Raw genomic sequence first — 16,729 nt, 5'->3', positions numbered from 1 at the left:
GCGACGGCACTACGCCGCCAGGTCACGTTCCTCCGACTCGACGTCCTTGCGGGTGCCGGGGAGGAGGGTGCCCTCTTCGCGGGGGGAGGCGGAGCGGGAGCGGACGAACCAGGCGCCCCAGGAGGAGGTCTCGACGGCCTTCGTGACCGGGGTCAGCAGGGCCATGGCGAGGGGTGACAGGAGCAGCGCGACGGCCGTGCCGAGGGCGAACCCGCCGATCACGTCGGTCGGGTAGTGCACGCCCATGTAGACCCGGCAGAAGCCCTCGAGCAGCGCCAGCGCTATCCCGGCGAGCCCGAACCTCCGGTTGGCGACGAAGAGTCCGACGCCGATGGCCATGGTGATGGTCGCGTGGTCGCTCACGAAGGAGTAGTCGGTCTTGCCGGACACGAGCACGTCCAGCCCCTGGTGGTCGAGGAAGGGCCGGGGCCGCTCCACGAAACCCCGTATCGGCACGTTCACCAGCACCGCGATCCCGGCGGCGAGCGGGGCCCACACGAGCGCGGCGACGGAGGACGCGGCGTCCTCGCCGCCCTTCCTGCGCACCGACCACCAGCACCACACCACCAGCAGCACCATGGCCAGCAGCAGCCCGTACTCCCCGACGAACTCCATGCCCCGGTCGAACCAGTGCGGGGCGTGCTTGGCAAGCCCGTTGATGTCGTAGAGCAGGTCGACGTCGGGGTTCGACCCGGATTCGGCGAGTCCAGCCATCGTGCTGCGGCTCCTTCGTCGTCTGCTTCCGGGCGCATCCGAGATGCGCCGCTCCTACCCACCCCCGTGGCTGTAGATCACGTTGTAGCTGCCTACGCAGATGACTACGAGAACAGGAACGCATGGTCCCGGTTACTACGTTCCACACTCCACCGAATGATCACGCAGACGTTATCGAAGAGAGACCCATCTCCGCAGCTCAGGGGGTGGTTTCACACACGGTTTACACCGTCGTGGGCAGTGCTTTCGCGCCATCTTCGGTGACCCGGGTGGCGCCGAAGTACTCGGAGGTGTCGATCGGGTCGAACCGGATGACGGCACCCGTCCGGGGCGCGTCGATCATGTACCCGCCGCCGACGTAGATGCCCACGTGATGAATGGCCCGTGAGTCGGTCAGGTCCGTCGAGAAGAACACCAGGTCCCCGGGCAGCAGTTCGTTGCGCTTGGGGTGCGGCCCCGCGTTGTACTGGTCGTTGGCCACGCGGGGCAGCGTGACGCCGACGCTCTCGTACGCGGCCTTCGTCAGCCCCGAGCAGTCAAAACGCCCGCCGTCGGCGGCAGTTCCGTCGCCGCCCCACAGGTACGGCGTGCCGAGCCTCTTCTGCGCGAAGTAGATCGCCCCGGCGGCCTGCTTCGACGGATCGACCCGCGTGACGGGCGCGGCGAAGCTCGCCTCCAGCGTCGTGATCGTCTTGACGTAGTTCTGCGTCTCCTTGTACGGCGGCACGCCCCCGTACTTGATCACCGCGTAGGCCCCGGCGTTGTACGAGGCCAGCATGTTTTCGGACAGATTCCCGGGCACGCCCTTCACGTACGAGGCGAGTTCACAGTCGTACGACGCGGCGGACGGGATCGCGTCCTGCGGATCCCAGACGTCCTTGACACCGTCGCCGTTCCCGTCGATCCCGTGCGTGGCCCAGGTCCCGGGGATGAACTGCGCTATCCCCTCGGCCGCCGCGGCGCTCCTGGCCCGCGGGTTGAACCCGCTCTCCTGGTAGAGCTGCGCGGCCAGCAGCGCCGGATTCAGCGCCGGGCAGAGGTTTCCCCACTTCTGCACGATGCCCGCGTACGCGGCCGGTACTGCACCCTTGGCCAGCGCCTTGGTGCCGCTCCCGATGCCGTTGACGAGGTTCCCGGCGACGACGTACACGCCGACGACGAGCAGCGCGACGAAGGCCATGGCGGAGCCGACAGCCACGGACGCAATGATCCATGCCTTACGCACCGTCAACCGCCCCTCGCCGCCAAGGAGTCCGCCCCGGAATCCGCCCAGGAGTCCGTCGAGGGGTCAGTCTAGAGGCGGCGACCGCCTTCCGTAATGATCACACCCGGCCATTGTCGAACGTCAGGCAGAGGTGGTGCGGGATCACGGATCGGCGGCCGCGTCCCGGTACAGCTCCGCGGCCTCGCTCCCCAACACGACGCTGTAGGAGATGTCGTCCGTGTCGCCACCCTGCTCGTGACCGCCCAGCACCCCCACGACCTGACCGTCCCCGTTGACCCACGGACTGCCGCTCGTGCCGTTGCTGAGACTGGGGCAGTCGATCCGCTGCTGGGTACGGCTGTGCGCGATCGGCTTGTTGGTGCAGCTGACCGGCTCCTCGTCGGAGCTGGGGTACCCGGTGATGGTCACGGCGGTGGCGCCGGTCGTCGTCCCGCTCGCGAAGCGGTTCCCGCCGACGAGGTCCTCGATGCCCCGCCCGTCCTGGTAGCTGATGATGCCGAACGCGACGTCACTGTCCTCGTCCTGCCCCTGCTTCCACCCGTCCGGCAGGAACCGTCTTTTCACGGTCCACACCCCGTAGGGCGCCTTGCCGTCCCGGTACCCGGGTACGAACACGAACTCCCCGTCGCCGTCCAGACAGTGCGCGGCGGTGACGATGAGGTTCCGGTTGGGGCTGTGCACGACGGAGGCGGTGCAGTGGTGGTTGCCGGCGAGGCTGGACGCCTGGCCCGCCGGGAACAGCGCCCCGACCCGCACCGACCGCGACGAGACGCCGGCGACCGACGTCACCCCGAGCGGCCCGGAGCCCTCGTCGGCGTTGGCGAGGGACGCCGAGGTCACGGCCGGCACCAGCAGGACGACGGCCGCGCACAGGGGACTGGCGATTCGCCTGGAGATCCGAGAGGAGCGCTTCATCGACAGCCACTGTGACCGACGAAGGTGAGAAAACCGTCTGCCGTTCACTGAGAACTCTCCGAAAACGGCCCTTTCTCCGGCTCGACACCACACGAACGGCCGTACGCACCCCCTGGCCGGGGACGCGGGAACAGCCGGACACCGGACGACACGGACATGGCTCGCTGCCTCCGTCCCTCCAGCTCACGGGCTCGGTGAGCGGGAGCTCCGGCATCCCACTCGGCGTCGTATCCACCGTACTGTGCGGATCTCCGCCCCGCCTGCGCACCGCTTTCCGCACCCGGTCCCGGCACCTGTATGTGCCCTTGCTCACTCCCTGTCACAGCACCCTTCCCTTCCGGCCTGACACTCGGCCCACAGCAGCTTCCCGCCCCCGGAAGCCGCGTGGTCCCGCAGCACGCATACCCCGACGTCGTCCGCACAGGCCCGCAGAATGTGCAGCCCGCGCCCACTCTCGGCATCCGCCGCCGGGCCGTACGCCCCGCCGCCCCCGAACCCGTCCGGCACCCGGGGATCGCTGTCCCACACCCCGACCCGAATCCGCCCCGCCTTCTCCTGGAGATGAACGAGCGCGAGCACATCGCGATCCACGTCATCCCGTTCGCCGCGGGCACCTTCGCCGGCTCCGGCCAGTCCGTCTACTGCGCCGAGGGCCCCGTACCGCAACTGGACACCGTGAACCTCGACCAGTCGCACGGCCCGGTGTTCCTCGACGCGGAGGCCAGTTGAGCAAGTACCGCGTCACACTCGACCGCCTCGAAGCAGCGGCCCTCACCCCCGAGGAGTCTCAGGACTTCATCCACAACATCCTCAAGGACCTGTGAGGGAACCCCCGATGCGCACGCTCCCCTGGCAGAAGTCGTCGTACTGCCCCGAAGGCAACTCCTGCATCCACCTGGCCGCGACCCCGTCAGCCATCCACATAACCGAGACCAGCGACCCGACACGGTCCGCATCCGCTCCACCACCAGACCCGACACCGTGGTCACCACTGACCGCCCCAAGTGGGACGCGTTCGTACTGGGGTACGGGCGGGCGAGTTCGACCGGCTGCCGGGTGAGGCCCGGCAGGTCATCTTGGACGCAGCGAAAATTCCGGCCTCCGCGGGCTATCGCCCCGACCTCGACGGCGAGAGCGACGCGAGGTTGACCGCCGCGAATCCGGCCGCGACGCCCACGACAGAGCCGTCAGCAACGTAAGGGGAACGAGAAGCACCGGAAACCCCGGCGCCAGAGCGACGGCGGCCAGCAGCTTCCAACCCAGTACACGCCCCTGCCCATGACGCCACGCCTCCCGTCCGGTCCGTCACCCACAGACGAACCGGCACCGGGCCTTGTGACGGAGACGATCTCGGGCTCCACTGGATTCCGACGACAGAACAACAACCGAGTTCGCCCTAGGCGCCGCGATCCTGTGTGCGGGCCGCATCCTGTCCCGGAGGAACCGGTGAGCCATCCCCGCGACGCGAGAGAACGGACAGTCTGGTACCGGTCGCAGTTCAGCAGCTGGATGATCCCCGTCGGCGTCGTCCTGGCGATCGCCCTCATCGTGATCGCGGCTGTCGACGCCTCCTACCGCGCGGTCAGCCTCGTGCTGTTGCTCGCGGCGGCCGCGTTCCTCGTCACGGGCGGCATCAAGGTGACGGTGTCCTCCCTGGGTGTCACGGTCGCCTCCGCGCTCGTCCCCTTCTTGCGGCGCACGATCCCTCATGAACGGATCGTCCACGCGTCAGCACGCTGGACCCGGCCGATGGAGATCGGCGGCTGGGGCTACCGGTGGAAGCCGGGCCTGCGCGCGGTCTCCGTCCGCGAAGGCGATGCCCTGTGGCTGGAACTGGCTCGAGGAACGAACTTCGTCATCACCGTCGACGATGCCCAGACCGCGGCGGAGCTGGTCAATCAGTATCTCCCCGGTAGCGGTAAGGGCCGCTGACGCACCGCCCGCTCCTCAGTCCAGGCAGAACTCGTTGCCCTCGATGTCCTGCATCGCAATGCACGACTCGTCGAAACCGTCGGCGCGCAGCACCTGTACGCACACCGCGCCGAGCGCGACCAGTCGCGCGCACTCGGCCTCGAGCACGGCCAGGCGCTCCTCACCCACGAGCCCGGTGCCGACCCGCACATCGAGATGCACCCGGTTCTTGACGACCTTGCCTTCGGGAACGCGCTGGAAGAACAGTCGCGGGCCCACGCCGGTGGGATCGACGCAGGCGAAGGCCGAGCCCTGTCGCTCGGGCGGCAGGGAGTGATCGAATGCGTCCCAGCTGTCGAACCCCTTGGGCGGCGGCGGTACGACGTACCCCAACACCTCACACCAGAAACGAGCGACGCGCTCGGGATCAGCACAGTCGAAGGTGACTTGGAACTCCTTGATCGAAGACATCGGCGCACTTTAACAGCGGGCTCTGACAGAGAGCTCCGGTGAGGACCGGAACGGACCCCACTCAACGCGCGTCAACCTGCGCCGACTTGTGGACTTCCTGCGGTGACGGTCAAGTCCCCGCCATCGCCCACCCATTCCACCCCCATCCCCCAGTAAGCCCCCCGCCCACTTCGGTAACGCGGGAGTCAGGATTCCGAAACTGTCTTGTTTGTCGCGTACTCAACAAGCCATCGTCGTCGCGGGCCGCCGCCCCCACCGGCAGAACACACCGGTGGCCCCCCACCCGCAGGCCTCTGTCCACCACTTCCAGGAGGCTGTACGTTGCGTACGTCCACCCCCAACTCCCCCCACATACACGGCAGATGGCGCCGTGTCGGCTCCGCCGCCGCGACCGCCGCCGCCCTCGTGCTCGCCGGACTCGGCACCGCGGCCCACGCCGACGCGGCGACCGGTGCCGTCCACAAAGTGAGCGCCAAGGCGGTCGCCGCGCAGGTGGCGAAGGCCCATGTGCGGTACGAGAAGGCCTGTGCCGCGACCCCGAAGAAGGGGTACGCCGCCTGCAACGCCCTGCGGGTCACCGGCGGCACCACCGCCTTCATGGAGAAGCAGGCGGCGCTCAAGGGCGTCACGCCGAAGACCGTCAAGCCGGACGCCGCCGGCGACTCCCCGACCGGGTACGGTCCGAGCGACATCCAGTCCGCCTACGGCCTGACCGACGCGGCCTCCAACAACGGCTCCGGCGAGACCGTCGCCATCGTCGACGCCTACGACGACCCCAACGCCGAGGCGGACCTGGCCACGTACCGCTCGTACTACGGCCTGCCGGCCTGCACCACCGCCAACGGCTGCTTCAGCAAGGTCAGTCAGACCGGCTCCACCACCTCGCTGCCCTCCGCCGACAGCGGCTGGGCCGGTGAGGAGTCCCTCGACCTCGACGTGGTCAGCGCGACCTGCCCGAACTGCAACATCCTGCTGGTCGAGGCGAAGTCGGCGAGCGACGCCAACCTGGGCGCGGCGGTGAACGAGGCCGTGAAGCTGGGCGCGAAGTTCGTCTCCAACTCCTACGGCGGCTCCGAGTCGTCCTCGGACACCTCCTACGACTCCTCGTACTACAACCACCCGGGCGTCGCCATCACCGCCAGCGCGGGCGACAGCGGCTACGGCGCCGAGTACCCGGCCGCCTCCAAGTACGTCACCGCGGTCGGCGGCACCTCGCTGTCCACGTCCTCCGACAGCCGCGGCTGGGCGGAGAGTGTGTGGAACACCAGCAGTACGGAGGGGACCGGTTCCGGCTGCTCCGCGTACGACGCGAAGCCCAGCTGGCAGACCGACAGCGGCTGCGGCAAGCGGATGATCGCCGACGTGTCCGCCGTCGCCGACCCCGCGACCGGCGTCTCCGTCTACGACTCCTACGGCTCCGCGGGCACCGGCTGGAACACCTACGGCGGCACCAGCGCCTCGTCGCCGCTCATCGCGTCGGTCTACGCCCTCGCCGGCACCCCGGGCTCCAGTGACTACCCGGCCCAGTACCCGTACAACGCGGCCGGCACCTCCGCCCTCAACGACGTGACCAGCGGCAGCAACGGCACCTGCTCGACCAGCTACTTCTGCACAGCGCGATCGGGCTACGACGGCCCGACCGGCTGGGGCACCCCGGAAGGCCTGACCGCCTTCACCGCGAGCTGACCAGCGCACGACCTCCCCGTCGGGTCACGGGGAGCCGCCAGAGGGGGGAGTACGTGGGGACTCCTCGGCGGCATCAAGGAGAACGGGTCACGGCAGCCGGCCGCGACCCGTTTTCCATGCGACGCCCGTGCGCCCGCTGTGCGTTGGGTAAAGGGCCCGACCGTCTTCAGTAATTCGGAAGTAAGACTTCTGTAAGCCCCTTGTTGTCACGTACTCAACAAGGGAAGGTCATCGCCGGGCCGCCGCCCACCGCCGGGGACCCCGTACCGGCGCTCTCGCACCCGCACCGCCCCTGTTCCACCCCACTCAGGAACCCAGGAGGCTGCACGATGCGTTCCACTCCCCCCAACAGACCCACCTCGCCCGCCGGTTGGCGCCGCATCGGCGCCGTCGCGGCCGCCGCCGCGGCCCTCGTGTTCGCGGGCTTCGGCACCGCCGGCCAGGCCGACGCGGCCACCGCCGCCTCGAAGGTGACCTGGACCGCGACGCCTTGTGCCACCCCCCAGCACAAGGGCGAACTGGCCTGTGACTCCTACCGGGTGACCGGCGGACTCACCGCCTTCCAGAAGCAGCAGGCCGCGAAGAGCGGGGTCACCCCGAAGGCCGCCACCGCCTCCACGCCCTCCGGCTACGGCCCCGGCAACCTCCAGTCCGCATACGGCCTGACCTCCGCCGCCGCCTCCAACGGCGCCGGCCACACCATCGCGATCGTCGACGCTTACAACGACCCCAACGCCGAGTCGGACCTGGCCACCTACCGCTCGTACTACGGCCTGCCGGCCTGCACCACCGCCAACGGCTGCTTCAAGAAGGTCGGTCAGACCGGCTCCACCACCTCGCTGCCCTCCAGCGACAGCGGCTGGTCCGAGGAGATCTCCCTCGACCTCGACATGGCCTCCGCCATCTGCCCGAAGTGCAACATCCTGCTCGTCGAGGCCAACAGCGCCACCATGGCCAACCTCGGCAAGTCCGTGAACGAGGCCGTCACTCTCGGCGCGAAGTACGTCTCCAACAGCTACGGCGGCTCGGAGTCCTCCTCCGACACCTCCTACGACTCCTCGTACTTCAACCACCCGGGCGTCGCCATCACCGTCTCCGCCGGCGACTCGGGCTACGGCGCCCAGTACCCGGCCGCCTCCCGCTACGTCACCTCCGTCGGCGGCACCGCGCTGAAGACCTCCTCCACCACCCGCGGCTGGACCGAGACCGTCTGGAACACCTCCAGCACCGAGGGCACCGGCTCCGGCTGCTCCGCCTACGACGCCAAGCCCACCTGGCAGACCGACACCGGCTGCTCCAAGCGCACGATCGCGGATGTCTCCGCGGTGGCCGACCCGGCGACCGGCGTCTCGGTCTACGACTCCTACGGCGTGACCGCCGGCTGGTACACCTTCGGCGGTACGAGCGCCTCCTCGCCGATCATCGCGAGCGTCTACGCCCTCGCCGGCACCCCGTCATCCTCCTCGTACCCGGCCTCCTTCCCCTACGCGAAGGCCGGCACCTCGGCGCTGAACGACGTGACCAGCGGCAGCAACGGCTCCTGCTCGACCAGCTACCTCTGCACCGCCCGGTCGGGCTACGACGGCCCGACCGGCTGGGGCACCCCGGAGGGTGTCTCCGCCTTCACCGGCTGACCGACTGACCCTCCGTCACCGAGCGGGCCGTGGCCACCAGCCACGGCCCGTTCGCCGTGCCCGGGATACCCTTCATTCGCAGAACACCGACGCGACCGTCCACCCGACCGACCGTCAGAAACGGCCCAGGTCATAGAAGGGGTCAACGACGGAACCACACGACAGGTTCCGCGCAGGCCTCATTGCCCGGCGTGACCTGCCGTGATACACAGAGTGACCGTACGTGCTTTTCGTACGAAAGCCGCCAGTCAATGACGCCAAGTCGACATACGACGACGACATTGTCGGCGACAATGAGCCTGGCCTCTGCACCGACGCAGGGGCACGGAACTGGAACTACCCACCTGGGGCGGTGACTTACATGCTCTTTGCGGCCGACAAGGGAAACATCAACACCATCATCGGCGGGATCGCTCCGAACTGGGGCCCCTTCGGCAGCCTGGGCAACGAGGCCAAAGTGATGATCGAGGTCGTGATGGCGGTCGCCATCCTGCTCTGCCTCGGCATCGCGGTATGGGGCGCCGCCAAGCAGCGCATCGGCGCGACCGCCCTGCGCGACACCTTCAGCGCGGAACAGGGCAAGGGCCTCATCATCGCCGGCCTCACGGGCGTCTTCATCATCGGCTCACTGGGCACGCTCTTCACCATCGTGTACGGCATGGCCGTCTAGCAGGCAACTCTTCCCCCCACCCCCGGGCACGCCCGGTCCCCCTCTACCCCACCCACCCGTCGTGCCCACCGGCTGAGGTTGCGTTTCCCTGATGTCGAGTCACCACACCGCGCCCGCGCGGGTCCCAGCACGGCTACCGTCGTATTACCACGAGGTGGAGAGGGCGTGCGCGGCATGAGTCTCGGAGACGAGGGGCAGACCCGCACGAGGCTGCCCGACGCGGGCGGTGACGTGTACGGGGGCGCGCGGCGCGGTGGCCGCTCGTCGTCCAGGGGGCTGGTCACGGTGGTCGGGGTCGTGGTGCTGCTGATCGCGGCGATCGCCTTCGCGAATCGTGGAGGCGGCGATTCCTCTTCCGCCGGCCAGTCCAGCGGCAAGCCGGGCAGCTCGGCGACGGCCGCGAGCGGCACCAAGCCGGTCCAGTCGAAGACCACGGGCATCCCGGCGGGCTTCGCTCACGACCAGCAGGGGGCGCAGAGCGCCGCGGCGAACTACGCGGTGGCCCTGGGCTCGGCCGACATGTTCGACAAGACCAGACGGGACGCCATCCTGCAGGCCGTCATCACGCCCTCCCGGCTCGCCGACTTCCAGTCGACCCTGGACCAGGCGTACACCCCGGCCTTCAACAAGAACGTCGGTCTGAACGCGGACGGCTCCACGCCGTCGGGCTACACCTTCGTCTCCCGGACCAGTCCCGTCGGCACCAAGGTCACCGCCTCCACCGCGAACGACGCGACCGTCGAGGTCTGGTGCAGCGGCCTCCTCGGTCTCGCGGGCACGAACTCCACCACCCCGGTCACCAACAGCTGGTTCACCATCACCATGAAGCTCCAGTGGGCGGGCGACGACTGGAAGGTCGTCACCCAGTCCCAGAAGGCAGGCCCCACGCCTGTCCCCGGCGACGACAAGGCCTCCACCGCGGACGACATGGCGAAGGCCGTCAACGAGTACGGAGGGTTCACCTATGCCCGGTAAGCGCCTCGTGCTCAGGGCCGCGGCCGCGGTCGCAGCCGTGCAGACCGCGACCGTCCTCCTGGCGGCCCGCGCCTTCGCGGCTCCGTCACCCTCGCCGTCCCCCTCGTCGAGCAACGACCCCTGCCGCCTGATCCAGGGAGCCTCCAAGGCCCTGTGCGAGAGCGACCGCAACACCAAGTCGAGCGGTGGGTCGCTCACCAACGACCCCACCTCCACCCTCGACCCCCTCTCCTCCCTCGCCAAGGGCTGCGCGAAAGCCGCCTCCTGGACCATCGACAAGCTCAGCGGCGCCGTGAAGGACACCGCGAACGTCGACTTCACGAACCAGAAGTTCCTCCAGCAGTACGCGGTCGTGTTCGCGGCCTCGACCATCCTGACCCTGGTGCTGTGGCTGCTGGCGGTGGCCAAGCGGGCCGTCAGAGGGGTCCCGCTCAGCACCGCGATCTCCGAGGCCGTCGGGTTCCTGTGGCTGACGGTCCTCGCCTCCGCCTTCACACCGCTGATCCTCTACACCGTCGTCTCCGCGGCGGACGGCGTCACCGACGTCCTCGCCAAGGCGACCGGCGACCAGGCCGACACGTTCTTCGGCACCTTCTCCGGCGCCCTCAACAAGGGCACGAACATCGGCGGCGGCCCGATCATGCTGATCGTGGTGTCCCTGGTGAGCATCCTCGCCGCCGGCGTCCTGTGGCTGGAGCTGGTCATCAGGGCCGCCCTGCTGTACGTCGGCGCCCTGCTCGGCACCGTCGTCTACGCCGGCCTCGTCGACAAGAACCTCTGGGGCCACGTCCGCCGCTGGGCCGGCATCATGATCGCCGTCATCCTGGTGAAGCCGATCATCGTGATCGTCCTGGGGCTGGCCGGCGCGCTGTCGAGTGCCAACGGACCCGACTCCTTCTCCGCCGTCGTCTCCGGCCTGGCCATCATCCTGCTCGCCATCTTCGCCAGCGCGATGATCTACCGCTTCGTCCCCGGCTTCGGCGACGAGATCGCCAGCGGCCGCAACAACCGCATCATGCAGGGCGCCGAGGGCAAGGCGGCCGCCGTCATCAGCTCCCCGGCGACCATGGTCGCCCAGGGCATCAAGACCCACAGCGCCCGCGCCAACGACAACGGAGGCGGCGGCCAGTCGTCCTCCGGGGGCGGCGCCCGCCCGGCCAACCCCGTCACCGGCGGCGTGGCCGCGCACAGCAGCCGCACCCCGAACGGTGGTGGCGGCGGATCAGTCCCCTCCGCCGCACCCGCACCCCGTTCACCGAGCCCGGTGAACACCCCGCACGCCGGCAACACCCGCAACAGCAGTACCAACCGCACGGGAGGTGAAGGGCGTTGACGACCGAGTCCCACCTGTCCCATCCGGTCACGCCCCGCCGTACGTATCTCATCGGCCGGGCCCGGCCGAACGCGATCGTCGGCCGCAACCGCGAGTCCGGAGAGATCGCGCTCATCGTCGTGGGCGCCTTCCTCGGCATGATGTGCGGGCTCCTGATCCCCGTCCTCTCCCTGCGCATCGTGCTGCTGACGGGCTTCCCGCTGCTCGCGCTGGCCGCGGTCTACGTGCCCTACAAGCACCGCACGTTCTACAAGTGGTTCGAGATCAACCGCAGTTACAAGCGGACCCTCAAGCAGGGCACCCTGTACCGCAGCGGCGTCATGGAGGCCGGCACCCGCCTGGACGGCCGCGAGGTCGAGATCGGCCCGCCGCCGGGCATCGGCCGCATCAGCTGGCTCGCCGCCCCCTTCGGCCCCGACGAGATCGCCGTGCTCCTGCACGCTGACCGCCGTACCGTCACCGCCGCCATCGAGATCGAGGGCCCCGGCGTCGGCCTGCGCGACTCCGAGGACCAGGAAGCCCTCGTCGACCGCTTCGGCACCCTGCTCAAGCACGTGGCCAACGGCGACGGCTTCGTCACCCGCCTGCAGATGCTCGCCCGCACCCTCCCCGCCGACCCGGACGCCCACGCCAAGGACGTCGCCGTCCGCGGCGACGAGAAGGCACCGGGCTGGCTGCAGGACTCGTACGACCAACTGCAGTCCATGGTCTCCACCAGCAGCGAACAGCACCGCGCCTACCTCGTCGCCTGCATGCACTACAACCGTGAGCTGGCGGCCGAGGCGCAGGCGATGGCCCGCGCGGCCCGCCCGCACAACGGCCGCAAGGTGGACCGGGACGCCGGCCTCGCCGTCGTCATGGCCCGCGAGCTCACCGACATCTGCTCGCGCCTGCAGGAGGCCGACATCCGCGTCCGCCAGCCCCTCGGCCAGGGCCGGCTCGCCTCCCTCATCCACTCCATGTACGACCCCGACCACCCCATCGACCACATCCAGGCGATGACCAAGCGCAACGCCTGGCCGGCCGAGCTCGACGCCATGGAGCCCACCTACCTCCAGGCCAAGACCCGGGAGTCGTCCACCCGCGCCCCCTGGTGCCACGCCACCGCCTGGGTGAAGGAGTGGCCGATGACCCCGGTGGGCGTCAACTTCCTGGCCCCCCTGCTGGTCCACACCCCGGACGTCATCCGCACGGTCGCCGTGACGATGGATCTCGAGCCCACCGAGGTAGCCATCGAACGCATGCTGACCGAAAAGACCAATGACGTGGCCGAGGCCTCCCGCGCCGCCAAGATGAACCGCACCGTGGACCCCCGCGACGTCGCCGCCCACTCCCGCCTCGACCAGCGGGGCGAGGACCTGGCGAGCGGCGCCGCCGGAGTGAACCTGGTCGGCTACATCACCGTCTCCTCCCGCTCCCCCGAGGCGCTGGCCCGCGACAAGCGGACCATCCGCGCCTCGGCCGGAAAGTCGTACCTGAAGCTGGAGTGGTGCGACCGCGAGCACCACCGCGCCTTCGTGAACACCCTCCCGTTCGCCACCGGCATCCGAAGGTAGGGCCCAAGCATGCGGGATCCGCTGTCCGTCCTCACCGACGCCTTCACGTCCTTCCTCTTCGGGAAGGTCGAGACGACCCGCCTCCCGGTCCGCACCTCGACGGGCCAGGCCCAGGCGGTCTACCTGCCGACCGCCGCGCCGGGCCTGGGCGACTCGGGCGTGATCATCGGCCGCGAGGTCTACTCCGGCAAGGGCTACATCTACGACCCCTTCCAGCTCTACGGCCAGCAGCTGCCCGCCCCCCACTGGCTGGTCCTCGGCGAGTCCGGCAACGGCAAGTCGGCGCTGGAGAAGACGTACGTCCTGCGCCAGCTCCGCTTCCGCGACCGCCAGGTCGTCGTCCTGGACGCCCAGGGCGAGGACGGCGTCGGCGAGTGGAACCTGATCGCGGAGGAGCTGGGGATAACTCCCATCCGCCTGGACCCGACGGCCGCCCTCGACATGGGCATCCGCCTCAACCCGCTCGACCCCGCGATCACCACCACCGGCCAGCTCGCCCTGCTCCGGACGATCATCGAGGTCGCCATGGGCCACGGCCTGGACGAACGCTCCGGCTTCGCCCTCAAGGTCGCGCACGCCTACGTCAACGAGACCATCGTCGAACGCCAGCCCGTCCTCACGGACATCGTCGAGCAGCTACGGCACCCCGAACCGGAGTCCGCCGAGGCGATGAACGTCGACATAGACGACGTACGGGCGTGGGGCCTGGACGTGGCGCTGGTCCTCGACCGCCTGGTCGACGGTGACCTGCGCGGCATGTTCGACGGCCCGACCACGGTCGGCATCGACCTCGACGCGCCCCTCATCGTCTTCGACCTCTCCCACATCGACCGCAACTCCATCGCCATGCCGATCCTGATGGCGATCGTCGGCGTGTGGCTGGAACACACCTGGATCCGCCCCGACCGCAAGAAGCGCATCTTCCTGGTCGAGGAGGCCTGGCACATCATCAACAGCCCGTTCGTGGCGCAGCTGTTCCAACGGCTGCTGAAGTTCGGGCGCCGGCTCGGCCTGTCCTTCGTGGCGGTCGTCCACCACCTGTCCGACGTGGTCGACGGGGCGGCGGCGAAGGAGGCCGCGGCGATCCTGAAAATGGCGTCGACCCGGACGATCTACGCCCAGAAGGCCGACGAGGCACGGGCCACCGGCCGAGTCCTCGGCCTGCCCAGGTGGGCCGTGGAGATCATCCCGACACTCACTCCCGGCATCGCCGTCTGGGACGTCAACGGCAACGTCCAGGTCGTCAAACACCTGATCACCGAGACGGAACGCCCGCTGGTCTTCACCGACCGCGCGATGACCGAGTCGTCCCGGGACTTCGAACTCAACCACGACGCGCTGCGCGCCGCCGAGCTGGAGGCGGAGGAACGGGCGGCCGCCTTCGTCGAACAGCACCTGAGCGACTTCGACGGCTCGTCCGAGTCGACGGTGGCGTGACGGCGGCGGGGAGGAGGACGTGGTGAGACCGGAGGACCGCAGACGGGACGGCCGGGACGGCCAGGGCGGCATCCCCGACGGGCTGCTGGTCGGCCTGCTCGCCTTCCTCCTCGGCATGACACTCATGGTGTGGACGGCGACGGGCCTGGCGGGTCTGTTCGCCCAGGGCTCCTGGCCCAGCGGTGTCACGTTCACCCGGACCCCCCTAGCCATGCGCCACCTCATCGGCCACCCCCACGACATCACCGGCGCCTGGCCTGACACCCCCACCGACCGGCTGTCCGGGTACGGCCTGTTCTGGGGCCTGTTCATCGGCCAGCTGATGGTCCTGTTCGTCCTGAGCGTGTTCGTGATGGGCACGGTCGCCCGCTGGAGAGCGGGCCGCGCCAGACGCCGGTTGGAGCGGGCGGCGGCAGCCGTCAACGACAGGGCCACGGAGGCTTCCGGCGCGGCGCAGGTGGTGCCCGAGCCGATGCCGCAGCCGGTCCCCGACCCGGCGCCCCTCCCGGTGCCGGAGGTGCACGAGGTGCCGGTGCCGCGAGCCGAGGCCGAAGCGGTCCTGGCCGGCCCGGAACCGCCCCGCGCCGAAAGCCCCGTACGGTACGGCCCACCCGCGAACCGCCACGCGACCGCCACCCAGGCCGTACGCGACGCTGAGGGCCCCGCCCTCGTCGTCACCTCCAACCGCGCCCTGTGGGCGGACACCAAGGACGCCCGCGCCAAACTGGGCCCGGTCCTCCTCTACGACCCGACCCACCGCTGCGACACCCCGGCCCGCCTCCACTGGTCCCCGACAGCCGGCTGCGAGGACAAGGAGACGGCGACCTCACGGGCCGCCGCCCTGCTCGCCCCGATCCGCCCCACGGCCAAGCTGGACCAGGCCCTGTCCGCCACCGCGGAAACGCTCCTCCGCAGCTATCTGCACGCCGCCGCCGTGGACGGCCGCACCATCCGCCACGTCCACCGCTGGTCCCAGGGCGGGCAGATCCAGGACGCGGTGCGCATCCTCCGGACGAGTCCCAAGGCGTCCCCCGGGTCCGCCGGCGAACTCGAGGCCGCGCTCACCGCGCACCCCGAACGCCGCGACATGGCCCAGGAGCTGACGACGAGAGCACTGTCCTCACTCTTCACCGTCAACATCCGCGAGGCATGCACTCCCAACCGAACAGATGCGCTCGCCTTGGATTCCTTCGTCGACGAAGGGGGAACGCTTTATGTAGTGGGGGAATCCATCGAGGACCCCAGGACCAACCCCGGCGCGATGCCCCTCCTGACGGCCCTCGTCTCCAGCGTGGTCGAGCGCGGCCGCCGCATGGCCGAACGGTCATCCGCCGGTCGCCTCGACCCACCACTGACCCTCGTCCTGGACGACGTGGCCGCCGTGGCGCCGCTCCCCCAGCTCCCGGAACTCCTGGCCACCGGCTCCGACCGGGGCCTGCCGACCCTGGCCCTGCTCCGCTCCCGCGAACAGGGCCGCGCCCGCTGGCCGCACGACGAACTTCCGGTCTAACCGGCGTCCCGCTCGAGGGCGAACTCCAGCTCGGACTCCCCGGGGGCCTGGGGCAACGGCACGGTCACCCCGGTCGGCGCGAACCCCACCTTGCGGTACAGCCGCTGGGCCCGCCCGTTGTCCTCGTGCACGATGAGCCGCACCCGCTCGACGCCCTGGGCCCAGGCCCACTCCAGACCGGCGTCGAAGAGCACCTCGGTGAGCCCGATACCCCGGTACTCGGGACGGACGAACACCCCCACGATGTGCCCCTGCTTCCGCTCGACCGGAAACCCGGCCCAGTCGGTCGAGCCGGCTTCCTCTATCAGCACGGTGAGCATCGCGACCCACTCTCCGTCGGGACCCTCGGCGATGATCTGCTGTGCCCCGGTCGCGCGCTCGCAGCTGCCGGCAGCCCGTTCCTCCCAGAACGAGTCGGGATGGGTCAGCGCGTTCTCGTAGGTCTCCAGAAAGGCGATGGGCGCCACCGGGTCCTGCAGGGCGACGAGTCTCAACGCCTTCGCGGCCGGCCACTCGTCGACACGGATGGAACGGATCTTGTAGCTCATGGAGCCACGGTAGCCGAACGCAGAAAACCCCCGTACCGGTTATTCGGTACGGGGGTTTTCGCAATGATTGTTCGGCGGCGTCCTACTCTCCCACAGGGTCCCCCCTGCAGTACCATCGGCGCTGTAAGGCTTAGCTTCCGGGTT

Annotated in this window: 16 protein-coding genes and 1 rRNA gene; 11 read left to right on the top strand and 6 right to left on the bottom strand. The window is 69.6% G+C overall.

Annotation, left to right across the window (positions count from 1 at the left end; translation table 11 throughout):
* Positions 1–9: 9 nt before the first annotated feature.
* The 3 genes from ACIRVK_RS29520 to ACIRVK_RS29510 all read right to left on the bottom strand — a co-directional run bounded on the left by ACIRVK_RS29520 (position 10) and on the right by ACIRVK_RS29510 (position 2,854).
* Positions 10–714 carry a phosphatase PAP2 family protein gene (locus ACIRVK_RS29520; protein ID WP_404252320.1) on the bottom strand — a complete coding sequence of 235 codons (705 nt, stop codon included), beginning with the start codon at positions 712–714 and terminating at the stop codon, positions 10–12.
* Between the two features lie 223 nt (positions 715–937).
* On the bottom strand, positions 938–1,945 hold the full coding sequence (locus ACIRVK_RS29515; RefSeq protein ID WP_404252318.1) for an NlpC/P60 family protein: 1,008 nt from the start codon (positions 1,943–1,945) through the stop codon (positions 938–940).
* Positions 1,946–2,080: 135 nt separating this feature from the next.
* Entirely contained in the window at positions 2,081–2,854 is a 774-nt protein-coding gene (locus tag ACIRVK_RS29510; protein WP_404252316.1) for a trypsin-like peptidase domain-containing protein, read from the bottom strand.
* 384 nt (positions 2,855–3,238) lie between these two features.
* Here ACIRVK_RS29510 and ACIRVK_RS29505 point away from each other — a divergent pair, with 384 nt between their 5' ends.
* The 3 genes from ACIRVK_RS29505 to ACIRVK_RS29495 all read left to right on the top strand — a co-directional run bounded on the left by ACIRVK_RS29505 (position 3,239) and on the right by ACIRVK_RS29495 (position 4,786).
* Complete coding sequence (locus tag ACIRVK_RS29505) at positions 3,239–3,583, top strand: hypothetical protein (protein ID WP_404252314.1); 345 nt, start codon at positions 3,239–3,241, stop codon at positions 3,581–3,583.
* Positions 3,584–3,689: 106 nt separating this feature from the next.
* On the top strand, positions 3,690–3,914 hold the full coding sequence (locus ACIRVK_RS29500) for a DUF397 domain-containing protein (RefSeq protein WP_404252312.1): 225 nt from the start codon (positions 3,690–3,692) through the stop codon (positions 3,912–3,914).
* A gap of 386 nt (positions 3,915–4,300) precedes the next feature.
* Positions 4,301–4,786 (top strand): hypothetical protein, encoded by a 486-nt coding sequence (locus tag ACIRVK_RS29495; RefSeq protein ID WP_404252310.1) that lies wholly within the window; start codon positions 4,301–4,303, stop codon positions 4,784–4,786.
* A gap of 15 nt (positions 4,787–4,801) precedes the next feature.
* Here ACIRVK_RS29495 and ACIRVK_RS29490 read toward each other — a convergent pair whose 3' ends face one another.
* On the bottom strand, positions 4,802–5,236 hold the full coding sequence (locus tag ACIRVK_RS29490; protein WP_404252308.1) for a VOC family protein: 435 nt from the start codon (positions 5,234–5,236) through the stop codon (positions 4,802–4,804).
* 321 nt (positions 5,237–5,557) lie between these two features.
* On the opposite strand from ACIRVK_RS29490, the gene ACIRVK_RS29485 reads away from it, so the two are divergent.
* From ACIRVK_RS29485 to ACIRVK_RS29450, 8 genes are all read left to right on the top strand, one after another.
* Positions 5,558–6,922 (top strand): peptidase S8, encoded by a 1,365-nt coding sequence (locus tag ACIRVK_RS29485; protein WP_404252306.1) that lies wholly within the window; start codon positions 5,558–5,560, stop codon positions 6,920–6,922.
* A gap of 329 nt (positions 6,923–7,251) precedes the next feature.
* On the top strand, positions 7,252–8,556 hold the full coding sequence (locus ACIRVK_RS29480; protein WP_404252304.1) for a peptidase S8: 1,305 nt from the start codon (positions 7,252–7,254) through the stop codon (positions 8,554–8,556).
* Positions 8,557–8,917: 361 nt separating this feature from the next.
* A complete protein-coding gene (locus ACIRVK_RS29475; protein WP_388397590.1) occupies positions 8,918–9,226 on the top strand; it encodes a hypothetical protein in 309 nt (102 codons plus the stop codon).
* A gap of 174 nt (positions 9,227–9,400) precedes the next feature.
* Positions 9,401–10,201 carry a hypothetical protein gene (locus tag ACIRVK_RS29470; protein ID WP_404252302.1) on the top strand — a complete coding sequence of 267 codons (801 nt, stop codon included), beginning with the start codon at positions 9,401–9,403 and terminating at the stop codon, positions 10,199–10,201.
* The gene (locus ACIRVK_RS29465) at positions 10,191–11,534 is read left to right on the top strand and encodes a hypothetical protein (protein WP_404252300.1); all 1,344 of its coding nucleotides are present in this window, start codon (positions 10,191–10,193) and stop codon (positions 11,532–11,534) included. Before ACIRVK_RS29470 ends, ACIRVK_RS29465 begins: the two co-directional genes overlap by 11 nt.
* Positions 11,531–13,090, top strand: a complete 1,560-nt coding sequence (locus ACIRVK_RS29460) for an SCO6880 family protein (protein ID WP_404252298.1) — start codon at positions 11,531–11,533, stop codon at positions 13,088–13,090. The genes ACIRVK_RS29465 and ACIRVK_RS29460 overlap by 4 nt, the downstream gene beginning before the upstream one ends.
* A 9-nt stretch (positions 13,091–13,099) precedes the next feature.
* A complete protein-coding gene (locus tag ACIRVK_RS29455) occupies positions 13,100–14,527 on the top strand; it encodes an ATP-binding protein (RefSeq protein ID WP_404252296.1) in 1,428 nt (475 codons plus the stop codon).
* A 22-nt stretch (positions 14,528–14,549) separates the two neighbouring features.
* Positions 14,550–16,037 carry a type VI secretion protein gene (locus ACIRVK_RS29450; protein WP_404252294.1) on the top strand — a complete coding sequence of 496 codons (1,488 nt, stop codon included), beginning with the start codon at positions 14,550–14,552 and terminating at the stop codon, positions 16,035–16,037.
* Here ACIRVK_RS29450 and ACIRVK_RS29445 read toward each other — a convergent pair.
* Positions 16,034–16,585 (bottom strand): GNAT family N-acetyltransferase, encoded by a 552-nt coding sequence (locus ACIRVK_RS29445; protein ID WP_404252292.1) that lies wholly within the window; start codon positions 16,583–16,585, stop codon positions 16,034–16,036. The genes ACIRVK_RS29450 and ACIRVK_RS29445 overlap by 4 nt on opposite strands.
* Before the next feature lie 69 nt (positions 16,586–16,654).
* Positions 16,655–16,729, bottom strand: a 5S ribosomal RNA gene (rrf, locus tag ACIRVK_RS29440); the annotation flags it as partial.

The sequence above is a fragment of the Streptomyces sp. NPDC101152 genome (assembly GCF_044768275.1).
Classification (GTDB): domain Bacteria; phylum Actinomycetota; class Actinomycetes; order Streptomycetales; family Streptomycetaceae; genus Streptomyces.
This window is presented reverse-complemented; position numbering and strand designations above follow the sequence as displayed.